This window comes from Ruania albidiflava DSM 18029 (assembly GCF_000421225.1).
Lineage (GTDB): Bacteria > Actinomycetota > Actinomycetes > Actinomycetales > Beutenbergiaceae > Ruania > Ruania albidiflava.
In genome coordinates, this window is the sequence record NZ_ATWL01000008.1 from 153,646 (window position 1) to 179,351 (window position 25,706).

A 25,706-nucleotide genomic window follows, 5' to 3' on the forward strand; every position below is an offset into this window, starting at 1 on the left:
TGCGAGCCCCTCCGCAGGTGTGCTGGATCACCCACGACGTGAGATGTTACGGAAAGGTCACGTACTCTGGGGGGTCGTCGGCGAACGGTCGACCTCGACGAGAAGGGCTCAAGAGCTGGTGCTACGACGGATCTTCGCCATCGTGCTCATCGTGCTCGGTCTTGGCACGGCCGGCGCCGCACTCGCCTCCGGCACGATCTGGCGGCCTGCTGAAGTGGTCACTGCCACTCTGCCACAGGAACCGGACGTCCCGGTCGTGGTCGCCGGCGGCAACGTGCTGGCCACGGTGAACCCGAACGTGACGGTGACGCTCACCGCGCCTGACGCGGACACCCCGCTGGTGCTCGCCATGGGCCGGGAGGCAGACGTGCGCGCCTGGCTGGACGGCTCTCCCTACGAAGAGGTCACCGGGCTGACCGACTGGGAGACGCTGGCGGTCGCGCAAGGGCCGGCGGAGAGCGAGGAGCCCAGCGCCACCGAGGACGAGAGCGCCACGGACGACGAGAGCGCCACGGACGACGCCAGCGCGGAACCGACCGAGGACGCCACCGGGGACGAGGGAGCCGAGGACACTCCGGCCGATGCCACGGTGCCGGACCCGGCCGGGTCCGACCTGTGGATCGAGGAGGTCACCGGCACCGGCGAGCTGACCTACGACTGGTCCCAGGTGGAGGGCCGCTGGATGATGCTGGTCGCCACCGACGGCACCGAGCCGGCGCCGGACGTCTCCATGACCTGGACCCGCGAGGTCACCACCCCGTTGGTGGTCCCTGGTCTCATCGTGGGTGGTGTGCTCTTCCTCATCGGTCTGGTCTGGCTGATCGTCGAGCTGCTCGTGCACCGGGAGGAGCGGCGCGCGCGCCGAGCGCGGTCGGCCGACTCCGGTGAGGAGCAGACGCCGGTCGTGCCCACCACTGCTGAGGACGGTACCCCGCTGACCCGCCGTGAGATCCGCGAAGCCGCCCGGGCAGCGGCTCGTAAGGGCGGTGCCCCGTCCGCGACGAGCGCCACGGCGCCCTCTGCGGAGGACACCTCCACCCCGGGGACCGGCGCGGCCGACGAGGAGGCGCCCAGCGACTGGAGCGCCATCATCAGCGGCCAGGCAGCCGACGGGTCCGCCGACAGTGACCAGCCGCGAGCGGGTACCGAGCCGCCGCAGGAGCCTGGGCAGACCGGGCAGACCGAGCAGACCGGGGAGGGTGACAGCACAGCAGCCGGCTCGGGTGCCACGGACCTGGACGAGTGGGTCCGCAGCGGCCGCACCGGTGACGAGGCGGGCCCGGTCAGCACCTACGAGTCCCCGGCCCCCGGCCGCGGGCTGGGTGCTGAGCCTGCCGGTGACCTCGGCCGCACCTGGGAGGGCACCCCCACGTCCGGCGACGAGACCGCACCGGACGAGACCCCCAGCGAAGCAGCCGACGCCGCCGCGGGACAACCCCGCCGCTGGTGGCAGCGCCGCAAGCGGAAGGACGCCGGAGCCCGTGCCGCCCGACCCACCCACGGCAGTGCGCCGGTGGCGAACGACGACCCGGCCGACGACCACAGCGGCGGCGATGCTGGCCAGGCGAGCGACGCCGTCGACGAACCGAACCCACAAGCCTCCGGCGCCTCGTGGCGGCAGACCTGGGGTCTGACGACCGCCGTCAGCCCGATGCCCGCCGACGCGGAGCCGGACCGCACCGAGACCGACCCCGCCCCGGGCGACGAGGAGGGAGACCGATGAAGCGCAGCACCACCCGCCGCGCGAGCGCAGGGCTCACCGCACTGGCCGCGCTGAGCCTCCTCGCCGGGTGCGCCATCCCGGTGCCGTCACCGGAGGCTCAGCCCGAGGCACCGGAGACCATGCCGGTGCTCGACGAACCACGTATCGACCGGATCCTCGCCGACCTGGACGAGGTGGTCGCCGCAGCAGACGAGGAGCAGGACACCGACCTGCTCTCCCCACGAGTGGCCAACCCCGCGCTGCGGATCCGAGGCGCCGAGTACCGGCTGGCCGAGGCGACCGCCGACGGGGACAGCGCGTACAGCCCGCGCACCCTGATCACCTCCCCGCAGGCTGAGGTGGTCTCCGTCTCCCAGGACTGGCCGCGCACGATGCTGGTGGTCACCGAGATCCCCGACGGGGCGAACGTGCCGCTGCTGCTCACCCTGGAGCAGGAGGACCCGCGGTCGCCGTACAAGCTGCACCACTGGGTGCGGCTGCTGCCGGGCACCGAGATGCCCCCGACTGCAGTGCCGGCCACCGGCACCGAGCAGATACCGGACGATGCCTCCGGTTTCCTGGTCGCCCCGGGCGAGGCGATCACCGAGTACGCCGACGTCCTCACCAACGGCGAGGACAGCGACTTCGCGGACAGCTTCGCCCTCGAGGACGACGAGTTCTACACCCTGTTCCGGGACGAGGCGGAGAACCTGGACGTGGTGGACGAGGCCGGGACCTTCGCGCACCGGACCCATCCCTCGGACTCCCCGGTCATCGCCCTCGCCACCGAGGACGGCGGCTACATCGTCGTCGGAGAGATGCGCACCCGGCAGAAGTTCACCAAGACCGTCTCCCAGTCGGAGATCACCGTCCCGTCTCCGCACATCGATGCACTCGACGACGAGGACGGCACCCTGGTCTACCTCGAGGACTCGCTGATCGCCTCGTTCCGCACCATGGTCGCCATGTACGTGCCCGGTGAGGACGCTGAGGACGGGCAGGTGACCGTGCTGGGTGCTGAACGGGTGCTCACCGGTGTCTCCCGGGAGTGTCCTCGGGATCCGGACCGGTGTGCCTGAGACCCCTGACTGCGAACTAGGATCGAGAGCATGAGTCAGCAGCCCCCTCCGTCGATCAACCTGCACGGCGCCGTGGACCTGTCCGCACTTGCCGCCCCGCCACCTCCGCCGCCGAACGCGGCCACCCCCGAGGGTCTGGTCACCGACGTCACCGAGGAGAACTTCAACGACGTCGTCCAGCAGTCGAACCAGGTCCCGGTCCTGGTGCTCCTCTGGCAGGTCGGGGAAGGGCAGAGCATCCAGCTGAACAGCACGCTGGAGACGCTGGTCACCGAGCAGCGCGGCAAGTTCGTCCTGGCCCGCATCGACGTGGCGGCGAACCCGCGACTGGCGCAGGCGTTCCAGGTTCAGGCCGTGCCCGCCGCGATGGCGGTGATCAAGGGCCAGCCGGTGCCGCTGTTCCAAGGGGCACCTGCGGCCGAGCAGATCCGCCCGGTGCTGGACCAGCTGCTGCAGCTGGCGAAGGAGAACGGGGTCACCGGCGAGGTGGACGCCGGTGAGCAGCCGGAGGAGTCCGAGGAGCCGGCGGAGCCGCCGTTGCCGCCGCACCTGCAGGCCGCCTACGACGCCATCGAGGCCGACGACCTAGACGGTGCAGTGGCGGCGTTCGAGCAGGCGATCAAGGAGAACCCCGCGGACGCTGAGGCCGCGGCCGGTCTGGCCCAGGTGCAGCTGCTCAAGCGGATCGCCGGCCTGGACCCGGCACAGGTGCTCCAGCGCGCTACCGAGGCGAAGGCCGGTGACCTGGACGCCCAGCTCCCTGCTGCGGACCTCGAGGTCGCCGGCGGCCGGCTCGCCGAGGGGTATGCCCGGCTGCTGCAGGCGGTGCGGGTCACCGCTGGGGACGACCGGGAGCGGGCCCGGGTGCGGCTGCTCGAGCTGTTCCGGATCGCCCCGGACGACGACCCGGCGGTGGTCAAGGCCCGCCGCGACCTGGCGATCGCCCTGTACTGACCGCCCACCCGGCGCCTCAGTCAGGCGCGCTGCAGGATGGTCACCCCGAGCGGGGGCACCCGCAGCTGCACTGAGTGGGTGCGGCCGTGCCAGGGCACCGGCTCGGCGGTCAGCGCACCGGTGTTCACCACCCCGGAACCACCGAAGTCCGGATGGTCGGTGCTGAGCAGCTCCACCCAGTCGCCCTGCCCAGGCACACCCACCCGGTACCCCTCGTGCGGGGTGCCGGAGAAGCTGGCCACCACCACCAGCTCCTCGTCCCCGCCCTTGCGCAGGTAGGCGAGCACGTTGCGGTCACCGTCGTTGGCCTCCAACCACTCGAACCCGGCCGGGGTGAAGTCCTCGGCCCAGAGCGCCGGGTGCTCGCGATAGACCCGGTTCAGCTGCCGCAGCATCTGCCGCACCCCGGCATGGGAGGGGGTGTCACCCAGCTCCCAGTTCAGCGACTGCGCCTCGTTCCACTCGGTGTTCTGCGCGAACTCGCCGCCCATGAACAGCAGCTTCTTGCCCGGGTGGGTCCACTGGTAGGCCAGCAGCAGCCGCACCCCGGCGAGCTTGGCCCACAGGTCACCGGGCATCTTCTGCCACAGCGACCCTTTGCCGTGCACCACCTCGTCGTGGCTGAGCGGCAGCACGAACTGCTCGGAGAACGCATACACCAGCGAGAACGTGAGCTCCCCGTGGTGGTAGCGGCGGTTGATCGGCTCCTCCGCCAGGTACCGCAGCGTGTCGTTCATCCAGCCCATGTTCCACTTCAGCCCGAAACCGAGGCCGCCGTGGGAGGTCGGGGTGGTCACACCCGGCCACGCCGTGGACTCCTCGGCGATCATCATCGTGCCCGGCGCCACCCGGTAGGCGGTGGCGTTCGCCTCCTGCAGGAACTGGATCGCCTCCAGGTTCTCCCGACCGCCGCGCACGTTCGGCCGCCACTGCCCGGCCTCCCGGGAGTAGTCCAGGTAGAGCATCGAGGCCACTGCGTCCACCCGGAGGGCGTCCACGTGGAACTCGGTGAGCCAGTACAGCGCGTTGGCCACCAGGAAGTTGCGCACTTCGTTGCGGCCGAAGTTGAACACGTAGGTGCCCCAGTCCTGCTGCTCCCCGCGCAGCGGGTCCGGGTCCTCGTACAGCGGGGTGCCGTCGAACCGGGCCAGCGCCCAGGCATCCTTCGGGAAGTGCGCCGGCACCCAGTCCACGATCACCCCGATACCGGCCTGGTGCAGCCGGTCCACCAGGTACCGGAAGTCGTCCGGGCTGCCGAACCGGGACGTGGGCGCGTAGTAGGAGGTCACCTGGTAGCCCCAGGAGCCGCCGAACGGGTGCTCGGCCACCGGCAGCAGCTCCACGTGGGTGAAGCCCATCCAGGTGACGTACTCCACGAGCTGCTCAGCCAGCTCCCGGTAGCCCAGCCCCTGCCGCCAGGAGCCCAGGTGCACCTCGTAGATGCTCAACGGGCCGGAGTGCGGGTCGGTGTCGGCGCGGGCGGCCATCCAGTCCTGGTCGGCCCACTCGTAGCTGCTCTCGGTGACCACGGACGCGGTAGCCGGCGGCACCTCGGTGGCTCGGGCCATCGGGTCGGCCTTCATGTGCCAGGACCCGTCGGACAGGCAGATCTCGTACTTGTACCGCTGGCCCGCCACCAGGCCGGGGATGAAGATCTCCCACACCCCGGTGCTGCCCAGGGAGCGCATCATCGCACCGCGACCGTCCCAGCCGTTGAAGTCCCCGACCACCCGCACTGCCCGCGCGTTCGGGGCCCAGACGGCGAACGAGACACCGGCCACCTCCCCGAGCACCGACGGGTAGCGGCGCACCCGGGAGCCGAGCACCTGCCAGAGCCGTTCGTGCCGACCCTCGGCGATCAGGTGCTGGTCCACCTCCCCGAGCGTGGGCAGGAACCGGTACGGGTCGTCCCGGTCCACCTCGTTGTCGGCGTAGCTCACCCGCAGCCGGTAGTCGGGCACCTCCTCGGCGGGGAACGCGGCCACCCAGATGCCGTCGTAGACGTGCTGCGCGGGGTGCTCACCGGTGGGCGTGCGCACGGTCACCGCAGTGGCCAGGTGGGCCACCATCCGGATGGTGAGTACCCCGGTCTGGGTGTCCAGGTGTGGTCCGAGCACGTCGTGCGGGGCGAAGTGGGAGCCGTCCGCGAGGGCCACCAGCACGCTCTGCGGCACAGGTGCCGGTCGTGCTTCTGCCGATGACGGCGCAGCCGGGGCGGGTCTGTCCGGTCCGCCGGGGCGGGGGCCCGGGGTGGGAAAGATGCCGGCGAGCAGCCGCTCGCCGTCCGGCGGGGAGTTCTCGGCCACAGTCTGCTCCTCGGTGAGTCGACGGATGCCGCCCAGCGGGATGGGCAGCCAGTCGGGACGGTTCTTCTGTTCGTACACGGCTTCGTAGAGCGCCTTGTCCAGCTCGAGCGCTCTGAGCACAGTCTGGTCGAGATCACCGCGGGCGGCACGGTATCCGGCGAGGAAGGCCCCCCGGGCCTCCTCCGCCCAGGCGGGGGCGGCCGCGCGACCCACCGCAGCGGCGTAGTCCAACGAACGCAGCATCCCGGCCACGTCCCGCAGCGGCTGGTCGCGGCGGCGCCGCTCAGCCAGCGGGCGCAGCGGTTCGCCCTCGAAGTCGAGCACGTACCAGGTGCCGTCAGCGTGCAGCACCTGACCCAGGTGCAGGTCGCCGTGGATGCGCTGGACGGACCCGGTCGGTGTATCGGGTACGCGTGCGAGCACTGCTTCGATCCCCGCAGCGAACACCTGCAGCGCTGGTACCTGCGCGAGTGCCCACCGGGCGCGCTCGCGCAGCTGGTCGGCCAGGGATGCTGCGTCCGCCGCGTCCCCGCCGGCGCCGTTGTGGTTGCCTGCAGTCGGCAGCGCGGCCGTCAGGTGGGTGTGCAGCTCGGCCACGCAGGTGCCCAGGTCGGCCGCCAGCGGGGTCAGGTCCCGTCCGGTGCGGGCATGCTCGCAGGCCAGCTCGAACCCGTCCCGGGCGCCTGCGACGAATGCGGTGAGCACGCCCAGGTCGCCGTGCACCTGCCCGGTGTCGGTACCGGGCCAGGTGCCGTCGAGGGTGGCCAGCACGTCCGGGACGTGCCGCCAGCCGACGTCGCGCAGCGCCGTAGCGACCTCGATCTCTGGGTTGGGTCCCGCGGCGAGCACCCGGAACAGCTTGAGCTGTGCCGCCGGCCCGGCATCGCGTCCCGGGATGCGCACCGAGGTGTTCGACTGCTCCCCGGTGTGCACCTGACCGGCGGCCGGGTCCAGGTCCGTTGGTGTGATGCTCGCTCCCGGCCGCGGTGCGGCGGCCGCCAGCCAGCCGCGCAGGAACGCCGGGTGGTGCGGCCCGTCCACCAGCACCTCGTCCGCACCGAGGCGGGCGACCACCCCCTGGTCCAGCGGCCACGCGGTGGTCGCCACCAGCGGCACCTGCAGCACGGTGCGGGCGGTGCCGGTGCGGCGCAGCTCCAGCAGCACCACCGTGCAGGCCGCCTCCTGCTGCGGATCTGGCAGGTCGATCGAGGTGAGCGTGTGCAGTGTGGCATCCGGGTCGTCCTTCGCTGGGAACCAGCGCTGGCTGCGCACCCAGCCCTCGATCAGGTCCAGCAGCAGGGAGCGGTCCGGCCGGTTCATCGTGGCTCCAGCGCCAGCCAGAAGAAGTCCCGGGAGCCGAGGGTGAGGGTGAGCTCACCGTCGACGTCAGCATCGTCGGCAGCGCTGGCTGCGGGCGGGGTGACCGCACCAGGGTCGGCCAGAGACGCAGCTCCGGTGACCGCATCGTGACCGGGTGGGTCGAGACCAGGGGCGTGCTGCCCAGCCGAACCCGGCTCAGGCGAGGAGCTCTCGCCCGGAGGCTGCGCCGTCGTCGGCCTGGACCTGGCAGCGGTGCCCTGCACCCCCACGGCTGGGAACTGCCCGCCCCCGAACACGTCCCGTACGCCCCACCCGGCCAGACCGGGCAGCTGCACGGTGGCCGAGCGCGGGGTGGCAGCCAGGTTCGCCACGCACAGCATCGTCTCCTCCTCGCTGCGCCGCAGGAATGCCAGCACCGCCTCGTTGTCGCAGACCAGCGGCACATAGTCGCCGATGCCGAACACGGGGTGGGCACGGCGCACCTCCAGCATCCCGCGCACCCAGTGCAGCAGCGAGGTGGGGATCGCCAGCTGGGCCTCCACGTTCAGGTGGTTGTAGTGGTTCGTCAGGTTCTGCACCACCGGCAGGTACAACCGCCCGGGGTCGGTGGCGGGGGAGAAGCCGGCGTTGCGGTCCGGGGTCCACTGCATCGGGGTGCGCACCGCGTCCCGGTCCGGCAGCCAGATGTTGTCGCCCATGCCGACCTCGTCGCCGTAGTACAGGCACGGGCTGCCCGGCAGGGACAGCAGCAGCGCGTGCGCCAGCTCCACCTCCGCCCGGGAGTTGTCCAGCAGCGGGCCGAGCCGGCGGCGGATGCCCACGTTCGCGCGCATCCGTGGCTCCGGGGCGTACCAGCCGTACATCGCGGCACGTTCCTCGGTGCTGACCATCTCCAGGGTGAGCTCGTCGTGGTTGCGCAGGAACGTGCCCCACTGCGCGCCGGCGGGGATCGCCGGGGTGTCGGCCAGGATCTGGTCGATGCTGCGGGCGGACTGCTCCCGCAGCGCGTAGAAGATCCGCGGCATCACCGGGAAGTGGAAGCACATGTGGCACTCCGGCGCGTCCTCGCTGCCGTAGTAGGCGACCACCTCCTGCGGCCACTGGTTCGCCTCGGCGAGCATCAGCCGGCCCGGGAACTCCGCGTCCACCATCGCCCGCACCTGGGCGAGCAGCTCGTGCGTGGCGGGCAGGTTCTCGCAGTTGGTGCCCTCCTCCTCGAACAGGTACGGCACCGCATCCAGCCGGAAACCGTCCACGCCGGTGCGCAACCAGAACCGGATGACGTCGAACATCGCCTCCACCACCCGCGGGTTCTCGTAGTTCAGGTCCGGCTGGTGGGAGAAGAACCGGTGCCAGAAGTACTGCCGGCGCACCGGGTCGAAGGTCCAGTTCGACACCTCGGTGTCCACGAAGATGATCCGGGCGTCGGCGTAGGCGTCCGGTTCGTCGGCCCAGACGTAGAAGTCCCCGTACGGGCCGGTCGGGTTGGACCGGGAGGACTGGAACCATGGGTGCTGGTCGCTGGTGTGGTTCATCACCAGGTCGATGATGATGCGGATGCCGCGCGCGTGCGCCGCCTCGACCAGCTCGGTGAAGTCCTCGATGGTGCCGTACTCGTCGGCCACTGCGGTGTAGTCGGACACGTCGTAGCCGCCGTCCCGCAGCGGGGAGGGGTAGAACGGCGGTAGCCAGAGGCAGTCCACGCCGAGCCACTGCAGGTAGTCCAGCCGGTCGATCAGCCCGCGCAGGTCGCCGGTGCCGGACCCGTCGGAGTCGGCGAACGCCCGCAGCAGCACCTCGTAGAACACGGCGGTGCGGTACCACTGCGGGTCCTCGCTCAGTCCCGGCCGGGCAGTCTCGGTGAACGGGCTGGCGCCGGTGAACGTCCCGGCGAACGCGGTGCTCACCGGTGCCTCACGGTGATGATGTGCGCACACCGCCCGTAGGGGTCCAACCGCACGAACGGCACCGGACCCCAGGCGTAGGTCTCCCCGGTGAGCTCGTCGTGCGCAGTGAACTCGTCCTGGTCATCCAGACCGAGCGCAGCCATGTCCAGGTGCACCAGCGACTCCCGGGTGGTGTACGGGTCCAGGTTGACCACCACGATCACCGTGTCCGCCTGCCCGGTGGGGGAGTGCTCGGCGGGCACGCGCTTGGAGAAGCAGAACGTGGCGTCGTCCGTGGTCGGGTGCACGGTCAGGTTCCGCAACCGCTGCAGCGCCGGGTGCGCGCGGCGGATCTGGTTCAGCCGGGTGAGCAGCTCGGTGATCCCGTGCGTGCGCGCGGCCTCCTCCCAGTCCCGTGGCTTGAACTCGTACTTCTCGTTGTCGATCTGCTCCTCGGCACCGGGCCGGGCCACGTTCTCCACCAGCTCGTACCCGGAGTAGATGCCCCAGGTGGGGGAGGCGGTGGCGGCCAGCACCGCCCGGATCGCGAACGCCGCCGGGCCACCCTGCTGCATGTACGGGGTGAGGATGTCGTGCGTGGTGGGCCAGAACGCCGGGCGCATCACCGCCGCCAGGTCGCCGCTGACCTCGGTGAAGTACTCGGTCAGCTCCTCCTTGGAGTGCCGCCAGGTGAAGTAGGTGTAGGACTGGTGGAAGCCGAGCATGCCCAGGGTGCGCATCATCGCCGGCCGGGTGAACGCCTCGGCGAGGAAGATCACCTCCGGGTGGCTGGCGGCGACGTCGGCCAGGATGCGCTCCCAGAACGTCAATGGCTTCGTGTGCGGGTTGTCCACCCGGAACAGCGTCACGCCGTGGTCGATCCACACCTGCAGCACGTCCCGGACCGCGGCGTAGATGCCCTCCGGGTCGTTGTCGAAGTTCAGCGGGTAGATGTCCTGGTACTTCTTCGGCGGGTTCTCCGCGTACGCGATCGACCCGTCCGCGCGGGTGGTGAACCACTCCGGGTGCTCCTTCGCCCACGGGTGGTCCGGGGAGGCCTGCAGCGCGATGTCCAGCGCCACCTCCATGCCCAGCTCGCGGGCGCGGGCCACGAAGTGGTCGAAGTCATCGAAAGTGCCCAGGTCCGGGTGGATCGCCTCGTGCCCACCCTCGGCCGAGCCGATCCCGTACGGGGAGCCCGGATCGCCTGGTTCGGCGGTGAGCGTGTTGTTCCGGCCCTTGCGGTTCGTGGTGCCGATCGGGTGCACCGGGGTGAGGTAGACCACGTCGAAGCCCATCGCCGCGATCCCGGGCAGCCGCTCGGCCGCGGTGCGCAACGTGCCGGAGACCCACTGGCCGGTCTGCTCGTCCCGGTAGGCACCCTCCGACCGGGGGAACAGCTCGTACCAGGAGCCGTACAGTGCCCGCTCCCGGTGCACGACGAGCGGGTAGGTGGCCGAGGCGGAGACGTACTCGCGCAACGGCACCTCGGCCAGTACCTGCTGCACCTCCGGTGAGGTGCCGGCAGCCAGCCGGGCCAGCGCCGGCCGGGACCGGTCGTCCAGGGCGGTGACCGCATCGCGCAGCACCTGCGCCTGGGCCTCGGACAGCTCCAGCTCGGCCAGCGCACGCTGCAGCAGCAGGCCGCCCTCGGTGAGCATCAGCTCGGTGTCCACGTCCGCGTGCACCTTCAGCACCGCGTCGTGGCGCCAGGTGCCGTACGGGTCGGACCAGCCCTCCACCCGGAAGCCCCACCTCCCCTCCGCATCCGGTACCAGGTGCGCCTGGTACCGGTCGTTACCGGGGGAGACGTCCACCATCGGAGCCCAGGAGTGGTCGGTGCCGTCCGGGGCGACGAGCACAGCGGTGGCGGCCACCGCCTCATGTCCTTCTCGGAACACGGTCGCCCGGACGGGCACGGCCTCGCCGACCACGGCCTTGGTGGGCCAGCGGCCGTTCTCCGCGGACGGGCCGACGTCGAGCACCGGGATGCGACCGATCGGGGCAGCGGGAGTGGGGCTGGGAGTAGTCACAGGTCGAACCTACCGATCGTGGCGGTGCAGTACATCTCGATGGGCTCCCGGGCTGGTGGTGAGCGTCTCATCCGGGGCCGATCCCGGTGTGCAGCGGGCCCGGCACAGTGGCCTATGCTCGCGACGTGAGAGCGATTCGACGATTCACTGTGCGCACTGTCCTGCCCGAGCCGCTGGCAGCACTGGACGACCTGGCACTGAACCTGCGCTGGTCCTGGCACACCCCTACCCGGGAGCTGTTCGCCGGTATCGATGCCCAGCGGTGGAAGGACGTGCACGGCGACCCGGTGCGCCTGCTCGGTTCGCTCTCCCCGGAGCGGCTGGCCGAGCTGGCCGCCGACGACGCGTTCGTCGCCCGGGTCCGTGAGCTGGGCGCGGACCTGAGCACCTACCTGAGTGACGAGCGCTGGTACCAGGGCGAGCAACGCCGTCGGGAATCAGAAGGCGCGGCAGCGCTGCCCGGTGCGATCGCCTACTTCTCCGCCGAGTTCGGCATCACCGGGGCACTGCCGCAGTACTCCGGAGGGCTCGGCATCCTCGCCGGCGACCACCTGAAGTCCGCCTCCGACCTGGGCGCCCCGATCATCGGCGTCGGTCTGCTCTACGGTGCCGGCTACTTCCGCCAGTCGCTCACCCGGGACGGGTGGCAGGCGGAGACCTACCCCGTGCTCGACCCGGACAGCCTGCCGCTGTCGCTGCTGCGCGAGACCGACGGCACCCCGGCGCGGGTCTCCCTGCCGCTGCCCGGTGGGCGGATGCTGCACGCGCAGGTCTGGCGTGCGGACGTGGGCCGCGTGCCGCTGCTGCTGCTGGACTCGAACGTGCCGGAGAACGACGACCTGGCCCGGCACGTCACCGACCGGCTCTACGGCGGCACCAGCGAGCACCGGTTGAACCAGGAGCTGCTGCTCGGTATGGGCGGTGTGAAGGCGCTGCGGCTGCACTCTCGGCTCACCGGCGCCCCGGAGCCCGAGGTGTACCACTGCAACGAGGGGCACGCCGGGTTCCTCGGCGTGGAACGGATCCGGGAGCTGCTCGCCGGCAGCGAGCTCGGGTTCGACGCCGCCCGCGAGGCGGTGCGCGCCGGCACGGTGTTCACCACGCACACCCCGGTGCCGGCCGGGATCGACCGGTTCGGGGCGGACCTGATCGCCGAGTACTTCGGCGGCGGCAACGAGGTGCCGGGTATCAGCGTGGATCAGGTGCTGGCCCTGGGCCGGGAGGACTATGCCGGCGGCGACCCGGCCGTGTTCAACATGGCGGTGATGGGGCTGCGGCTGGCCAAGCGTGCCAACGGTGTGGCCCAGCTGCACGGACAGGTGTCCCGCGGGATGTTCGCCGCACTCTGGCCCGGGTTCGACACCGCCGAGGTGCCGATCACCTCGATCACCAACGGCGTGCACGCCGAGACTTGGACCGACCCGGAGTTCGCCGAGGCGCAGGCCGAGTACTTCACCCCCGCCGAGATCGCCGACGGCTCCGGCTGGTACAAGACCGACGGCGGCATCGACAACGCCACCCTCTGGCAGCTGCGCCGGGCCCAGCGAGAGCGGCTGGTGGCCGATGCCCGGGTGCGGTCGCGCAAGTCCTGGCTGCAGCGCGGTGCCTCCCCGGCCGAGCTCGGCTGGGTGGACGGCATCCTGGACCCGGACGTGCTCACCATCGGCTTCGCCCGCCGGGTACCCACCTACAAGCGGCTCACCCTGATGCTGCGAGACACCGACCGGCTGCGGCGGCTGCTGCTGCACCCGGAGCGGCCGGTGCAGATCGTGGTGGCCGGCAAGTCCCACCCCGCCGACGAGCAGGGCGTGCGGCTGATCCAGCAGCTGGTGCAGTTCGCCGATGCCGTGGACGTGCGGCACCGGATCGTGTTCCTGCCGAACTACGACATCGAGATGGCCCAGACGCTCTACCCGGGCTGCGACGTGTGGCTGAACAACCCCCTGCGGCCGCTCGAGGCCTGTGGCACCTCGGGGATGAAGGCAGCACTGAACGGCGCCCTGAACCTGTCCATCCTGGACGGCTGGTGGGACGAGATGTACGACGGTGAGAACGGCTGGGCCATCCCCACTGCCGACGGGGTCCAGGACGCCGACCGGCGCGACGACCTGGAGGCTGCGGCACTCTACGACCTGCTGGAGAACACCGTGGCCCCGCGGTTCTACGACCGCACCGACGGGCTGCCGGTGCAGTGGCTGGCGAACGTGCGGCACACTCTGGCCACCCTGGGTCCGAAGGTCCAGGCCACCCGGATGGTGCGGGAGTACATCACCGAGCTGTACACACCGGTGGCCGAGTCCTCCCGGGAGCTGAACGCCGACGGCGGCGCCGCGGCCATCGCGCTGGCGGACTGGAAGGCCCGGGTGCAGCAGGCGTGGCCGGCGGTGCGGGTGGAGCACGTGGAGTCCGAGGGGCTGCACGAGGTCGTGCAGGTCGGGGACGCGGTCACGGTGCGCGCCTTCGTCAGCCTCGACGGGCTCTCTCCGGAGGACGTGCAGGTGCAGGTGGTGCACGGGCGCGTGGGCGACGACGACCAGATCGACGAGTTCGAGACCGAGCCGCTGAGCCTGACCGATACCTACGAGGGCTCCCGGTACCAGTTCTCCCGGACGCTGACCCTGGGCCGGTCCGGACCGTTCGGGTACACCGTGCGGATCGTGCCGGTGCACGCCGGACTCGCGGGCTACACCGAGCTAGGCCTGGTCGCGACCGCCTGACCGAGCCCGCCGGCACCTAACCAAGCCCGCCGGCACCTAACCAAGCCCGCCGGGGGTGCGGTTACCGTCGATTTTCCGGCCATAATCGACGTCAACCACACCGCCGGCGGGGCGCTCAGCGCTGTCCACAGGGCCACTCACCGGTCCGGCGCTGCTGTGGTCCGATCGAGGGGTGCCCCAACGACAGGTCCTTGTCCGTGCCGAGGCGCTCTCCGGGCGCCAGGCCGGTCTGATCAGCCTGTCCCAGGCGTTGGCTGCAGGTCTGACCGAACGAGCAGTGCGCACGCTGGTCGGCCGAGGTGAGTGGCACCGGGTGACCCGGGCCGTGTACCGGACACCGGTGGACACCCGCCTGGACGCGTTCGACGAGCGTCGTCAGCAAGCGGCGTGGGCGGGGCTCCTCGCGGTCCCGGGAGCGATGGCCACAGGGATGAGCGCGCTCGCGCTGCACGGCCTCTGGGGGCTGCCGACCCGGATTCCCAGCGAGGTCTGCGTGCCCGGAGGCAGCAGCGTCCAGGGTCCGACGGGGGTCCGGGTGCGTCGCTATCGCCGGCCGATCCCGGCGGTCATGGTCAACGGGTTCCCGGTGGCCCAGGTGGTGCCGGCGCTCGTGCAGGCGCTGCCCCAGCTGGACCGGGAGCACGGCGTTGCTGTTCTCGACTCCGCGCTGCACCTGGGCCGAGCCGTTCCGGACGACCTGGTGGCCGTGCACCGGCTCCTCGCCCGCCGGCCGGGCGCGCCCAGGGCGCGCACCTACCTGGCACTGGCCGACGGTCGAGCGGAGTCACCGCTGGAGACCCGGGCGCGGTTGTGCTTCAGCGATGCCGGTCTGGCGCCCACGACACTCCAGGTGGCGTTTCGAGACCGGGCCGGCGTGCTGGTGGCGCGAGGGGACATGGGCTGGCGAAGACCGGACGGTTCCTGGGTGATCGCCGAGCTGGATGGTCGCGATGTGCATGCGGCGCCAGAAGCCGTCTACCGGGACCGGAGTCGGCAGAACCTGTTGCAGACCCGCGGACGGGTGACGATGCTTCGCTTCACCGGCAGGGACCTGACCAACGGTGTGGCGGTCGCCACGGTCCGGCGCGCTCTGGCCGAGTGACCGAGCCGACCTGAGTACCGGCGGTGGAGTTTCCGTCGTTTTTCCGGCCATAACCGACGTCAACCACACCCTCGGCGAGTATCGGAGGGGGCGGCTGCTACTGGATGCCCTGGGCCAGCAGCTGCTCGACGGCGGAGGTCGCCTCGGTCTGGCCGGTCACCTCCGCCTCGCCCCGGCGGGTCCAGGCCCACCGGGCCAGGTGGTCGACCGGGGCACTCACCTGGGCGGTGGGCGCGGGAGCGTCAGTGCCGGCGCGGACCGCGCGCGGCACGTCGAAGTTCCGGCCGGACTCCGGGCCGGTACCGCGCCAGCGGCCCACCTCGATGAGCCACCGGCCGCCGGTGTCTTCGGCCACGAGCTCCACCACGGCCTGTGGGGTCCAGGTGGCCCAGTCCGGCATCCAGCCCCACATCACGTCCACGCAGTGGTCCACGCACAACGTCGCCACCTCCGCGGCGATCGGCCCCACGTCCATCTGGGCGGTCAGCTCCGCGTCGATCCGGTGCATCACCGCCTCGCACACCTGCATCCTGCGGGTGAAGCCCACGGTCTGGTCGGCCTCCCACCAGGTCCAGCGGGGCTCGTCGTCGCCCAGCTGGCGCAGCTGATCGACCAGCTCCTGGGTGGCCACCTTGCGGACCGGCAGCATCTCGGAGATGGCCGAGGGTTGCGGTGGGGCGGCACTCTCGAGCGACTCGGCCGCGTCATCGGTACGCACGTCCTGCTCCAGCACGGCGGACCAGAAGCGCTGCACCCCGGTCAGGTGCCAGAGCAGGTCGGCGGCGTTCCACTCCGGGCAGGTGGGGACCTGCGCCCGCGGGTGGGCGGTGGCCAGCACGCTCGCCAGCTGCTCGGACTCCGCGGCGATCATGTCTTCGTGGTTCATGACCTGGACGCTACCGCCTGGGGTCGACCACCGGCAGGTTCAGAGCATCTCCAGCGGCACCGGGTCGGTCGGCACCGGGAACGCGGCATCGATCTCGGCCAGGTCCTCGGCCGTGAGCGCGACCTCCAGCGCGGCGGCGTTCTCCTCCGCGTGCGCCACCGAGGAGACCTTCGGGATCGCGATCGTGCCCGGCTCGCGCACCGCCCAGGCGATCAGCACCTGCGCCACGCTCACCTGGTGCCGCTCGGCCACTGCGGTCAGCGTCGGGTCGGCCAGCAGCCGGCCCTGCTCGATCGGGGAGTAGGCCATCGTGGTGATCCCTGCCTCCCGGTGCGCGGGCAGCAGGTCGACCTCCACCCCACGCCGGGACGGGTTGTACAGCACCTGGTTCACCAGCGGCGTCGCCGGCAGGCTCGCCAGGTCGGCAGGGTCGAAGTTGCTCACCCCCCAGGCACGGATCCAGCCGCGCTGCACCAGCGACTCGAACGCGTCCACGGTCTCGGCCACCGGGTGCGGTCCGGGCCAGTGCAGCAGGTACAGGTCGATCCAGTCGGTGCCCAGCGCCCGCAGCGACCGCTCACAGGCCTCGATCGTGCCGGTTGCGGACGCGTTGCTCGGCAGCACCTTGTCCACCAGGTACACGCTCTCCCGCACCGGAGCGATCGCCTCACCGACGAGCCGTTCGGAGCGCCCGCCGCCGTACATCTCGGCAGTGTCCACCAGGGTCATCCCGGCCTCGATGCCGGCGCGCAGCGCCGCCACCTCCTCCTCGCGGGCCTCCCGGTCGTCCCCGAGGTACCACGTGCCCTGCCCGACGGCGGAGACCAGGTGGCCCTCCGCCGTCACCATCTGCTGGGGTGCTTCGGACATGCTGGGCTCCTTCGGTCAGGACGCGTAGACCATGCCCATCGCCGAGCGGACCTCGGCCAGGGTGGCGTCGGCGATCTCGTTGGCGCGCGCGTTGCCCGCCGCGAGCACCTGCTCGACCACGGCGGGGTCGGCCTCCAGCTCGCGGCGGCGGGTCCGGATCGGGCGCAGCCGCTCGTTCACCGCCTCGGTGACCAGCTTCTTCAGCCCGCCACCGCCGCCGTCGCCGACCTCGGCGGCGATCTCCTCCGGCGCCCGGCCGGTCATCTCCGCAGCGATCAGCAGCAGGTTCGCCACCTCGGGGCGGCGATCCGGCTCGTAGGTGATGTGCCGGTCGGAGTCGGTGACCGCGCGCTTGAGCTGTTTGGCCGTCTCGTCCTCGGTCATCGCCAGGTCGATGGTGTTGTGCCGGGACTTGGACATCTTGTGCCCGTCCACCCCGAGCACGTTGGTGGCCTGGCTGAGCAGCGCATCCGGGGCTGGGAACACGGTCTTCCCGCCGGCGTAGCGCTCGTTGAACCGGCGGGCGATCACCCGGGTGAGCTCCAGGTGCGGCAGCTGGTCCTTGCCGACCGGCACCAGGTTCGCCTTGCAGAACAGGATGTCCGCGGCCTGGTGCACCGGGTAGGTGAGCAGCAGCCCGCTCATCGGCCGCCCGCCGCTCGCCTCGAGCTCGGCCTTCACCGTGGGGTTGCGGCGCAGCTCGGAGTCGGTCACCAGGGACAGGAACGGCAGCATCAGCTGGTTCAGCGCCGGTACGGCGGAGTGGGCGAAGATCGTGGTGCGGCCGGGGTCGATGCCCATGGCCAGGTAGTCGGTGACCAGGTCGCGGACCCGCTCGGCGACCGGGCCGGCGTCGTCCCGGTCGGTGATCACCTGGTAGTCGGCCACCAGCAGCATGGTCTGCACCCCGAGGTCCTGCAGCCGCACCCGGTTGGCGAGCGTGCCCAGGTAGTGGCCCAGGTGCAGCCGCCCGGTGGGCCGGTCGCCGGTGAGCACGCGGTAGGCACTGGCGTTGCCGGTCAGGTCCGCCTCGATGCCGGCGCTGCGGGCCACGGCCCGGTCCAGGCTGCGGTGGGCGGTCGCCTCGGTGCTCAGCTCGTTCTCGTCGGCCTCGGGCAGGATGTCGGCAGTGGGGGCATCAGAACTCACGCCCACACTGTATCCGGCCCGGCCCGCCCGCTCGCCCGCCGGAGTCGAGCACCGGACGCTCAGATCGAGGCGCCGACCACCCGTCCGCTGAACAGGCACCCCGCCAGGAAGGTGCCCTCCAGGGCGCGGCGCCCGTGCACCCCGCCGCCGCCGAACCCGGCTGCTTCCCCGGCGGCGTACAGCCCATCGATCACGCTGCCGCCGGGGCCGAGCACCCGGCCGGAGAGGTCGGTGTGCACCCCGCCGAGCGTCTTGCGGGTGAGCAGCTGCAGCCGCACCGCCAGCAGCGGGCCGTCCTTCGGAGTGGTCAGCGGCCGCGGTGGGGCGACCCGCATCCGCTTGTCCACGATGTACCCGCGGGCGTGGTGGATCGCCGCGACCTGTGGGTCCTTGCCCAGACCGGAGGCCATCTGCGCATCACGGAGGGCGATCAGGTGGGCCAGGTCGGCGGCATCGATGTCCTGGCTGCCGGTGAGGGCGTTCATCCCCGCAGCGAGCTCGGCCGGCGTCTCGGCCCAGACGAACTCCGGAGACTGCTCGGCGAACTTCGCCACCGGCCCGACCGCTCCGGGCAGCACCCGCTGGGCGAGCAACCGCAGGTCCTTCCCGGTCAGGTCCGGGTTCTGGTCCGAGCCGGACAGGGCGAACTCGGTCTCCATGATCGCCTTGTTCAGCACGAACCAGGAATGGTCGTGCCCGCCGGCGGTCAGGTGCTCCAGGGCGCCGAGCGCGTCGAACCCGGGGAACAGCGGTGCCGGCAGCCGCTGCCCCTCCGAGTCCAGCCACAGCGAGCTCGGCCCGGGCAGGATGCGCACCCCGTGCCGGGACCAGATCCCCTCTGGCATCGGGATGCCCTCCGGGTAGTGCCACATCCGGTCGGCGTGCACCACCGCGGCACCCGCCTCTCGGGCGAGGGACAGCCCGGAGCCGTCGGTGCTGTCCGGCACCCCGGAGAGCAGCTGCGCCGGCAGGGTGCCGGCCGCCTCCGGCCAGGAGGAGCGCACCAGGTCGTGGTTGGCACCGATGCCGCCGGTGGCGATCACCACGGCGCCCGCGGCCAGTTCCACCTGGTCGGTCACCTCCCGGCTGGTCGGCTCGCCGCGCCGGGCAGTGGTGGGTGCGAGCACGTCGGCGCGCACCCCGGTCACCGCACCGTCGGTGATTACCAGCTCCCTGGCCCGGTGCCGGAACCGGATCTCCAGCAGCCCCTCGGACTTGGCGAATCGAGCCGCTCTGAGGAACGGGGCGAGCACACCCGGTCCGGTGCCCCAGGTGACATGGAACCGCGGAAGGGTGTTGCCGTGCCCGCCAGCGAGGTAGCCGCCGCGCTCGGCCCACTGCACCAGCGGGAACCAGCGCACGCCCAGCTCGTGCAGCCACTGCCGCATCGGCCCGGCGGCGAAGTCCACGAACTTCTCCGCCCAGGCGTACCCGGCGGCGTCCGGGCCCTGGCCGCGGTCGGCGCCGGGGGCGAACTCGGCGGAGCCGAGCCAGTCGGAGAACGCCAGCTCGGCGCTGTCGTGCAGGCCGAGGCGGCGTTGCTCGGGGGAGTTCACCAGGAACAGCCCGCCGAAGGACCAGAACGCCTGACCGCCCAGGGAGGCCGCCGGTTCGGCATCCAGCACGATGACCCGCTGGCCCCGGCGGGTGAGCTCAGTAGCCGCGACCAGGCCGGCCAGGCCCGCTCCGATCACGATGACGTCGGCGTCAGTCATGACGAGCAGCCTACTAGCCAGGGGTGGGGCAGCCTGGTCCAAGCGCCACGGTGCTCAGGAAGTGGTCCGCCGGTCCGCGGCGGTCAGCTCGCGCAGGTACTGCCGGCAGAGGTACACCCGTCGGTATCGTTGCCGCAGCGCAGCCTCGTCCTCGACCGCGGCGTGCATGAACGCACCCACCGGTGTGCTCAGGCCCTCCGGTGTGGTGAAGCCAGCGGCATCGTCCTGCGCACTGAGGTAGACGTGCAGGTACCGGTACCGCTCGGTGAAACCATTGCGGACATACCAGCGGTTGGCGGGGGCGTCCTCGCGGGTCCATGCGTCCAGCGTGTGCACGCCCCGCGCGGTCAGGGTGGGTAGCGCGTGCTGCAGCAGCCGGGTGCCGATACCGCGCCCCTGGTGGTCCGGGTGGGTGGCGATCGAGTCGATGGTGGCCTCGGTGCCGTCGATCTCGATGTCCAGCAGGCCTACCAGCTCCTCGCCGTCGACTGCGACCAGGGCGAGGGAGGGCTCGGAGAGCTGGGTACGCACCGGGTGCACGTCGTCGTAGTACTGCGTCTCCAGGAATGCCAGCGCGCGGCAGCGGACCCAGCTGGCTGCGTCCTGCGGCCGGTAGCCGCGCAGCACGACGTCAGCGTGGTTCATTCAACGGGCCCGGTACAGCCGCAGGCTCAGCTCCGGCACCTCGATGGTGGACCCGGCGTGCACCAGCCCCCCGGCCTGCGGGCGCTCCCAGACCGAGTCCCAGCACAGCTCCAGCTCCATGGCCCCGGCGCTGGTGAGCGTCACGCCCACCGGGTTGGTGGCGCCGTTGAGCACCACCAGCACCTCCCCGGGGTCGCGCACGTCCCGCAGGTACATCTGCAGCACGCGGCGGTGCGGGTCGTGCCAGCGGTGGTGGGTCATCGGCCCGCCGTGCTCGTCGTACCAGGCCAGCGTCGGGTGCACGTCGGTGGACTCCCCGTGGTGGAACCGCTCCGGGCGCAGCGCGGGTACCGCGGCCCGCAGCCGGAGCAGGTGGGCCACGGTGGCGGCCAGGTCCTCCTGCCAACCCTCGGTGGCCCAGTCCACCCACGAGAGGGGGGAGTCCTGGCAGTAGGCGTTGTTGTTGCCCTGCTGGCTGCGCCCGATCTCGTCGCCGGCGGTGAGCATCGGAGTGCCGCCGGCCAGCAGCAGGGTGCCGAGCAGGTTGCGCATCGTGCGCCGGCGGTGGGCGAGCACCTCCACATCGTCGGTGGGCCCCTCCACCCCGTGGTTCCAGGACAGGTTGTTGTCCGTGCCGTCCCGGTTCTCCTCCCCGTTGGCCTCGTTGTGCTTGTGGTCGTAGCCGACCAAATCGGCCAGGGTGAACCCGTCGTGGGCGGTGACGTAGTTGATCGACGCGTTTGGCCCCCGGTCCTCCGGGGCCGGGCTGGGGGAGAACAGGTCGGCGGACCCGGACAGCCGGGTGGCCAGCTCGCGCAGGTCCCCGCCGGCGCCTCCGTGGGCCAAGGCTGCGGCGTCGGTGATCCAGAAGGTGCGCAGCGCGTCCCGGAACTTGTCGTTCCACTCGGCCAGCGGGGCGGGGAAATGACCGGTGCGCCAGCCACCGGGGCCGACGTCCCACGGTTCGGCGATCAGCTTCACCGCTGACAGCACCGGGTCGCAGGCCAGCGCCACCAGGAACGGGTGGTCCGCATCGAAGCTGTGCCCGCGGCGGGCCAGGGTGGTGGCCAGGTCGAACCGGAACCCGTCCACCCCGACGACCTCGGTCCAGTACCGCAGTGAGTCCAGCGCCATCGCGACCACCGGGCGGGACCGGAAGTCCAGGGAGTTGCCGGTGCCGGTGACGTCCTCGTAGTCGTGGTGCCGGGCACCGCGGTGCAGGTAGTAGCCGGCGTTGTCCAGCCCCCGCCAGGACAGCATCGGCCCGTCCAGCCCGCCCTCGCAGGTGTGGTTGTACACGACGTCGAGGATCACCTCCAGACCGGCCTCGTGCAGCAGCGAGGCCATGCCCTGCACCTCGGCGAGCACCGCCTGCGGGCCGGCCTGCTGGGCCGCCTGGGTGGCGAAGGAGGGTTCCGGGGCGAAGAACGCGAGCGTGTTGTAGCCCCAGTAGTTGGTCAGGCCGCGGCTGGTCAGGGCCGGTTCGTCCACCTTCGCGTGGATCGGCAACAGCTCGACGGCGGTGATCCCCAGGCTCTGCAGGTGCGCCAGGGTCACGGGGTGGGCCAGGCCGGCGTAGGTGCCGCGCAGCTCGGGCGGCACCCCGGGCAGCTGCATGGTCAGACCGCGCACGTGCGCCTCGTAGATCACCGTGTCCCGCCACGGCACCTGCGGATGGTGCACAGGCAGCGCGTCGCTGGAGTCCACCACCACCCCGACCGGCACGTGTCCGGCACTGTCCCGCTCGTCCGGGCGTGGCCGGCCGACCGGCTGCAGCTCGTCGTCCACCTGGTGCCCGTACACCTCCGGACGCAGGTCCAGCTGGCCCTGCACCGCGCGGGCGTAGGGGTCCAGCAGCAGCTTGTGCGGGTTGTGCAACAGACCGTGCGCCGGCTCCCACGGACCGGCCACGCGGAACCCGTACGCCTGACCTGCGCTCACCCCAGGCACCACCCCGAACCAGCGGCCGTACCGTCCCCGGTGCAGCCGCACCCGCCGTTCCTCCCCGTGCCGGCCGGCACCGAGCAGACACAGCTCCACCCGCTCGGCGTGCGGGGCGTGCACGAGCACGCGTGCGCCACCGTCGGCCAGGTGCACCCCGAACGCCGTCGGCTGTACCTCCGGGCGCTCGGCCAGCTCGTGGGCGGGGGCGCTCGGATCGGTACGGGAAGCGGTCGAGGTCACAGCAGGTTCCGGGTCGGAGATGTGTGCCGCCCGGTCTGGTGGTGGCAGGCTGGGCTCATGCGAATCGTAGTCTGCGTGAAGCACGTTCCTGACCTTTCGTCAGATCGCGGGTTCACCGCGGAGCACCGCACGGTGCGCAGCACCGAGGACGGCACGCTGAACGAGGTCGACGAGAACGCCGTGGAGACAGCGCTGCAGCTCAAGGAGGCCGCACAGGCCGCTGACCCAGACAGTGGGCACGAGGTCGTCGCGCTTACCATGGGCCCCTCGATCGCGGTGGACGCCGCTCGCCGGGCGATGCAGATGGGCGCCGACCGCGGCGTGCACGTGTGCGATGACGACCTGGCCGGTGCCGACTACGCGGTGACCGCCGCCGCGCTGGCTGCGGCGATCCGCACCGAGGCCCCGGTCGATGCAGTCGTCACCGGGATGGCCGCTCTGGACGGCCTCGGCTCGGTGATTGGGTCCCTGCTCGCCGCGGAGCTCGGCTGGCCGCAGCTGAGCGTCGCCCGCTCGGTCAGCTGGGCCGACGGCGTCATCACCGCCCACCGCGGCGTGGACGGGGTGAGCGAGACCTGGCAGGCGGCCACACCCGCTGTGGTCTCGGTGACCGATGTGACCAACAGCCCCCGGTTGGCCCGGATGAAGGAGATCCTTGCCGCGAAGGCCAAACCGGTGCGCACCCTCTCGGCCGCCGACCTCGGTCTGACCACTGAAGAGCTGACCTCCCGCACCGCGGTCCGCTCGGCCACCCGCCGTCCGGAACCTGACCCGGAGATCATCTTCGACGACGGGACCGGGGGCGCCAAGCTCGCCGAGTACCTGATCGCTCACGACCTGCTCGCGAAGGAGAACTCATGACCGGCGTGCTCGTACCCCTGGGCTCGGACGCGGCGGCCGGGTTGCGGCCCGCCACCCGCGAGGTCCTCACCCTCGCCCGCGACCTGGGTGAGGTGACCGCGCTGGCGCACACCACACCCACTGCGGACCTGCTGGCCGAGCTCGGTTCCTACGGCGTGACCCGCGTGCTGACCACTCCGCTGCCGGAGCCGGCCAGCGCCGCTGCAGTAGCAGCCCAGGCCGTGGTGAGCGCTGTGACCGAGGTGAGCTGCGCCGTCGTGCTGTTCACCTCCTCCTTCACCACGAAGGAGATCGCTGCGCACACGGCGCACCGCCTGGGTGCCGGGCTGCTCATCGACGTGGGCGGAGTGCACCTGGACGGTGGCCGGCTGGTCGGCGGCAAGCGCGCCTTCGGTGGCACCTGGGAGACTGTCTGCGAGGTGCGCACCGAGGTTGCGGTGGCGACTGTCACACCGAACGCCGTGATGGCACGGCCGGCGCCGCAACCGACGGTCCCGGAGCTGCGCGATCTGCCGGCCGAGATCGAAGTACCGCCGCGGCTGGAGCTGCTGGAGCGCACAGTGGCCGACCACTCCGGTGATACCCGCCCGTCGTTGGCCGAGGCGGCAATCGTGGTCTCTGGTGGGCGCGGCACGTTCGGTGACTTCGAACCTGTGGAGGAGCTCGCGGACGCTCTCGGGGCTGCGGTCGGTACCACCCGGGACTGCGTGGAGGAGGGGTGGCTGCCGCCGGAGGCGATGGTCGGGCAGACCGGCACCACGGTCGCGCCGCGGGTGTACATCGGCGCCGGCATCTCCGGGGCGCCGCACCACATCGGCGGGATGGCCGGGGCGGGCACGGTGGTCGCGGTGAACATCGACGACGAGGCTCCGCTGGTGCAGCTGGCGGACTTCGCGGTGATCGGGGACCTGTCCTCGGTGCTCGCCGATGCCGTCGAGGCGCTCCGTGAGCACGGCGGCTGAGGGCCGTGCGCGGCTGACCTGGGCGGAGCTTCCCGACGGCGTCACCCGCCTGGTCAGCGAGCGTCTCGGGGAGAGTGTGGTCCGGGCGGTATCGCACGACGGCGGGTACAGCCCTGGTCTGGCCTCGACGTTGGTGCTGGGGTCGGGGGAGCGGGTGTTCGTCAAGGCGGTGGTGCCTGCGGAGCACCCCCGCAGCGGTGAGCTGTACCGCAAGGAGGCCGCGGTGGCGCCGGTGCTCGCCGGCGAGGTGGGTGCGGTGCTGCCAGCGCCGGCGTTCCGCTGGTCGGCTGAGGCTCAGGTGTCCACTGCGGCTGGATCACAGGACTGGGTGGTGCTCGCCTTCGACGCTGCTGACGGCCCAGGCCCACAGCTGCCGTGGCAGCCGGCCGAGCTGGCCGAAGCGCTTGACCTGGTCGCCGACGTGGGCCGGATCGCGGCGCCAGACCATCCCCAGATCCCGCCGGTGACGGAGATGGTCTTCGACGGGTGGCACCTGCTCACTGCGGACGCCGGTCTGCAGCAACGGCTCGCCCGGCTGGACGAGGTGCTCGGCCCGTGGCTGCTCGCCCGGATCGAGACCCTGGCCGCGCTCGCGGACACCTGGCCGCAGGTGAGCGCGGGCACCGCCCTGGTGCACCACGACCTGCGGGCGGACAACATGGTCCGTGCCGGTGGTCGGCTGCTCGCAGTGGACTGGCCGTACGCGAGCGTGGGTGCGCCGTGGCTGGACCTGCTCGGGATGATGCCGAGCGTGGCGCTGGAGGGCGGCGGGGACCCCGAGGAGGTGTTCACCGCCCATCCGGTGGGCGCGGCGGCGGATCCGGAGGCGGTGACCGCAGTGGTCGCCGCGTTCACCGGCTACTTCCTGGAGCGCTCTCTGCGGCCTCCGCCGCCCGGTATCCCGCACCTGCGCGCCTTCCAGCGGGACCAGGGCCTGGTCTGCGCCCGCTGGCTGCGCACCCGCCTGGGCAACTAGCGACCCCGCCCGCCCTCGACGGCGCGGGCTAGGTGTACTCGGCCATCAGGTTGGTGACACTCGGCTGAGGGGCGGGAGGCCGCCGAGTGCGCTGTGGCGGCGTTCAGTGTTGTAGGTGTGCAGCCAGGGTGCAAGGGCGTCGCGGCGGGCTTGGTTGCTGGTGAAGACGTGGCGGTAGGCCCACTCGGTCTGCAGGGTGCGGTTGAACCGCTCGACCTTGCCGTTCTGCCAGGGGCAATGGGGCTTGATGAACTTCTGCTTCGCACCCAGATCGGCCAGGGCCTTGTGGACGTCGCGGCCGTGGCGGTAGGCGAAGGCGTTGTCGGTCATCACGCGTTCGATCCGGGTGATGCCCATGG

The 25,706-nt window shown here is 71.7% G+C and carries 18 protein-coding genes; 8 read left to right on the forward strand and 10 right to left on the reverse strand.

Annotation, left to right across the window (positions count from 1 at the left end):
• Window positions 1–118 precede the first annotated feature (118 nt).
• From K338_RS24500 to K338_RS0111290, 3 genes are read left to right on the forward strand one after another with little or no spacing between them, the layout of a single operon-like run.
• Window positions 119–1,723, forward strand: coding sequence for a hypothetical protein (locus tag K338_RS24500; RefSeq protein WP_022918281.1), 1,605 nt, complete (start codon window positions 119–121; stop codon window positions 1,721–1,723).
• Window positions 1,720–2,781, forward strand: coding sequence for a DUF8094 domain-containing protein (locus K338_RS22115; protein WP_022918282.1), 1,062 nt, complete (start codon window positions 1,720–1,722; stop codon window positions 2,779–2,781). The genes K338_RS24500 and K338_RS22115 overlap by 4 nt, the downstream gene beginning before the upstream one ends.
• Before the next feature lie 30 nt (window positions 2,782–2,811).
• Window positions 2,812–3,735 (forward strand): tetratricopeptide repeat protein, encoded by a 924-nt coding sequence (locus K338_RS0111290; protein ID WP_022918283.1) that lies wholly within the window; start codon window positions 2,812–2,814, stop codon window positions 3,733–3,735.
• 20 nt (window positions 3,736–3,755) lie between these two features.
• Here the strand turns inward: K338_RS0111290 and glgB are convergent, their stop codons facing one another.
• The 3 genes from glgB to K338_RS0111305 are packed head-to-tail and all read right to left on the reverse strand — an operon-like array spanning window position 3,756 to window position 11,280.
• A complete protein-coding gene (glgB, locus tag K338_RS0111295; RefSeq protein ID WP_022918284.1) occupies window positions 3,756–7,361 on the reverse strand; it encodes a 1,4-alpha-glucan branching protein GlgB in 3,606 nt (1,201 codons plus the stop codon).
• Window positions 7,358–9,268, reverse strand: a complete 1,911-nt coding sequence (gene treS / locus K338_RS22120; RefSeq protein ID WP_022918285.1) for a maltose alpha-D-glucosyltransferase — start codon at window positions 9,266–9,268, stop codon at window positions 7,358–7,360. Before treS ends, glgB begins: the two co-directional genes overlap by 4 nt.
• A complete protein-coding gene (locus K338_RS0111305) occupies window positions 9,265–11,280 on the reverse strand; it encodes an alpha-1,4-glucan--maltose-1-phosphate maltosyltransferase (protein WP_022918286.1) in 2,016 nt (671 codons plus the stop codon). Before K338_RS0111305 ends, treS begins: the two co-directional genes overlap by 4 nt.
• A gap of 125 nt (window positions 11,281–11,405) precedes the next feature.
• Between K338_RS0111305 and glgP the strand changes: the two genes are divergently transcribed.
• Both glgP and K338_RS25560 read left to right on the forward strand, forming a co-directional pair.
• A complete protein-coding gene (gene glgP / locus K338_RS0111310; RefSeq protein WP_027286743.1) occupies window positions 11,406–13,997 on the forward strand; it encodes an alpha-glucan family phosphorylase in 2,592 nt (863 codons plus the stop codon).
• Between the two features lie 172 nt (window positions 13,998–14,169).
• Entirely contained in the window at window positions 14,170–15,099 is a 930-nt protein-coding gene (locus K338_RS25560) for a type IV toxin-antitoxin system AbiEi family antitoxin domain-containing protein (RefSeq protein ID WP_022918288.1), read from the forward strand.
• A 97-nt stretch (window positions 15,100–15,196) separates the two neighbouring features.
• On the opposite strand, the gene K338_RS0111320 is transcribed toward K338_RS25560, so the two are convergent.
• Genes K338_RS0111320 through glgX form a run of 6 tightly spaced genes read right to left on the reverse strand, consistent with a single transcriptional unit; the run spans window position 15,197 to window position 22,548 of the window.
• Window positions 15,197–15,985: a maleylpyruvate isomerase N-terminal domain-containing protein gene (locus K338_RS0111320; protein ID WP_022918289.1), complete on the reverse strand. Its 789-nt coding sequence runs from the start codon at window positions 15,983–15,985 to the stop codon at window positions 15,197–15,199.
• 39 nt (window positions 15,986–16,024) lie between these two features.
• A complete protein-coding gene (locus K338_RS0111325) occupies window positions 16,025–16,855 on the reverse strand; it encodes an aldo/keto reductase (protein ID WP_022918290.1) in 831 nt (276 codons plus the stop codon).
• 15 nt (window positions 16,856–16,870) lie between these two features.
• A complete protein-coding gene (trpS, locus tag K338_RS0111330) occupies window positions 16,871–18,004 on the reverse strand; it encodes a tryptophan--tRNA ligase (RefSeq protein WP_084481052.1) in 1,134 nt (377 codons plus the stop codon).
• Window positions 18,005–18,063: 59 nt separating this feature from the next.
• Entirely contained in the window at window positions 18,064–19,719 is a 1,656-nt protein-coding gene (locus tag K338_RS0111335; RefSeq protein WP_022918292.1) for an FAD-binding dehydrogenase, read from the reverse strand.
• A gap of 54 nt (window positions 19,720–19,773) precedes the next feature.
• Window positions 19,774–20,364: a GNAT family N-acetyltransferase gene (locus tag K338_RS0111340; protein ID WP_022918293.1), complete on the reverse strand. Its 591-nt coding sequence runs from the start codon at window positions 20,362–20,364 to the stop codon at window positions 19,774–19,776.
• Window positions 20,365–22,548, reverse strand: coding sequence for a glycogen debranching protein GlgX (gene glgX, locus K338_RS0111345; RefSeq protein ID WP_022918294.1), 2,184 nt, complete (start codon window positions 22,546–22,548; stop codon window positions 20,365–20,367).
• Between the two features lie 132 nt (window positions 22,549–22,680).
• Between glgX and K338_RS0111350 the strand changes: the two genes are divergently transcribed.
• Genes K338_RS0111350 through K338_RS22130 form a run of 3 tightly spaced genes read left to right on the forward strand, consistent with a single transcriptional unit; the run spans window position 22,681 to window position 25,347 of the window.
• Entirely contained in the window at window positions 22,681–23,409 is a 729-nt protein-coding gene (locus K338_RS0111350; RefSeq protein ID WP_342662719.1) for an electron transfer flavoprotein subunit beta/FixA family protein, read from the forward strand.
• Complete coding sequence (locus K338_RS0111355; protein ID WP_022918296.1) at window positions 23,406–24,371, forward strand: electron transfer flavoprotein subunit alpha/FixB family protein; 966 nt, start codon at window positions 23,406–23,408, stop codon at window positions 24,369–24,371. Before K338_RS0111350 ends, K338_RS0111355 begins: the two co-directional genes overlap by 4 nt.
• Entirely contained in the window at window positions 24,355–25,347 is a 993-nt protein-coding gene (locus K338_RS22130) for a phosphotransferase family protein (protein ID WP_022918297.1), read from the forward strand. Before K338_RS0111355 ends, K338_RS22130 begins: the two co-directional genes overlap by 17 nt.
• Window positions 25,348–25,392: 45 nt before the next feature.
• Here K338_RS22130 and K338_RS0111365 read toward each other — a convergent pair.
• The coding region (locus tag K338_RS0111365) for an integrase core domain-containing protein (RefSeq protein ID WP_022918298.1) at window positions 25,393–25,706 on the reverse strand (314 nt) is incomplete at its 5' end.

Bases quoted from the DNA above. Each gene is read 5' to 3' on its own strand.
- K338_RS0111355 (WP_022918296.1), top strand. From the start codon at position 23,406: ATGACCGGCGTGCTCGTACCCCTGGGCTCGGACGCGGCGGCCGGGTTG.
- K338_RS0111325 (WP_022918290.1), bottom strand. From the start codon at position 16,855: ATGTCCGAAGCACCCCAGCAGATGGTGACGGCGGAGGGCCACCTGGTC.
- K338_RS22115 (WP_022918282.1), top strand. From the start codon at position 1,720: ATGAAGCGCAGCACCACCCGCCGCGCGAGCGCAGGGCTCACCGCACTG.
- K338_RS0111340 (WP_022918293.1), bottom strand. From the start codon at position 20,364: ATGAACCACGCTGACGTCGTGCTGCGCGGCTACCGGCCGCAGGACGCA.
- K338_RS0111290 (WP_022918283.1), top strand. From the start codon at position 2,812: ATGAGTCAGCAGCCCCCTCCGTCGATCAACCTGCACGGCGCCGTGGAC.
- glgB (WP_022918284.1), bottom strand. From the start codon at position 7,361: ATGAACCGGCCGGACCGCTCCCTGCTGCTGGACCTGATCGAGGGCTGG.
- K338_RS0111320 (WP_022918289.1), bottom strand. From the start codon at position 15,985: ATGAACCACGAAGACATGATCGCCGCGGAGTCCGAGCAGCTGGCGAGC.
- K338_RS0111335 (WP_022918292.1), bottom strand. From the start codon at position 19,719: ATGACTGACGCCGACGTCATCGTGATCGGAGCGGGCCTGGCCGGCCTG.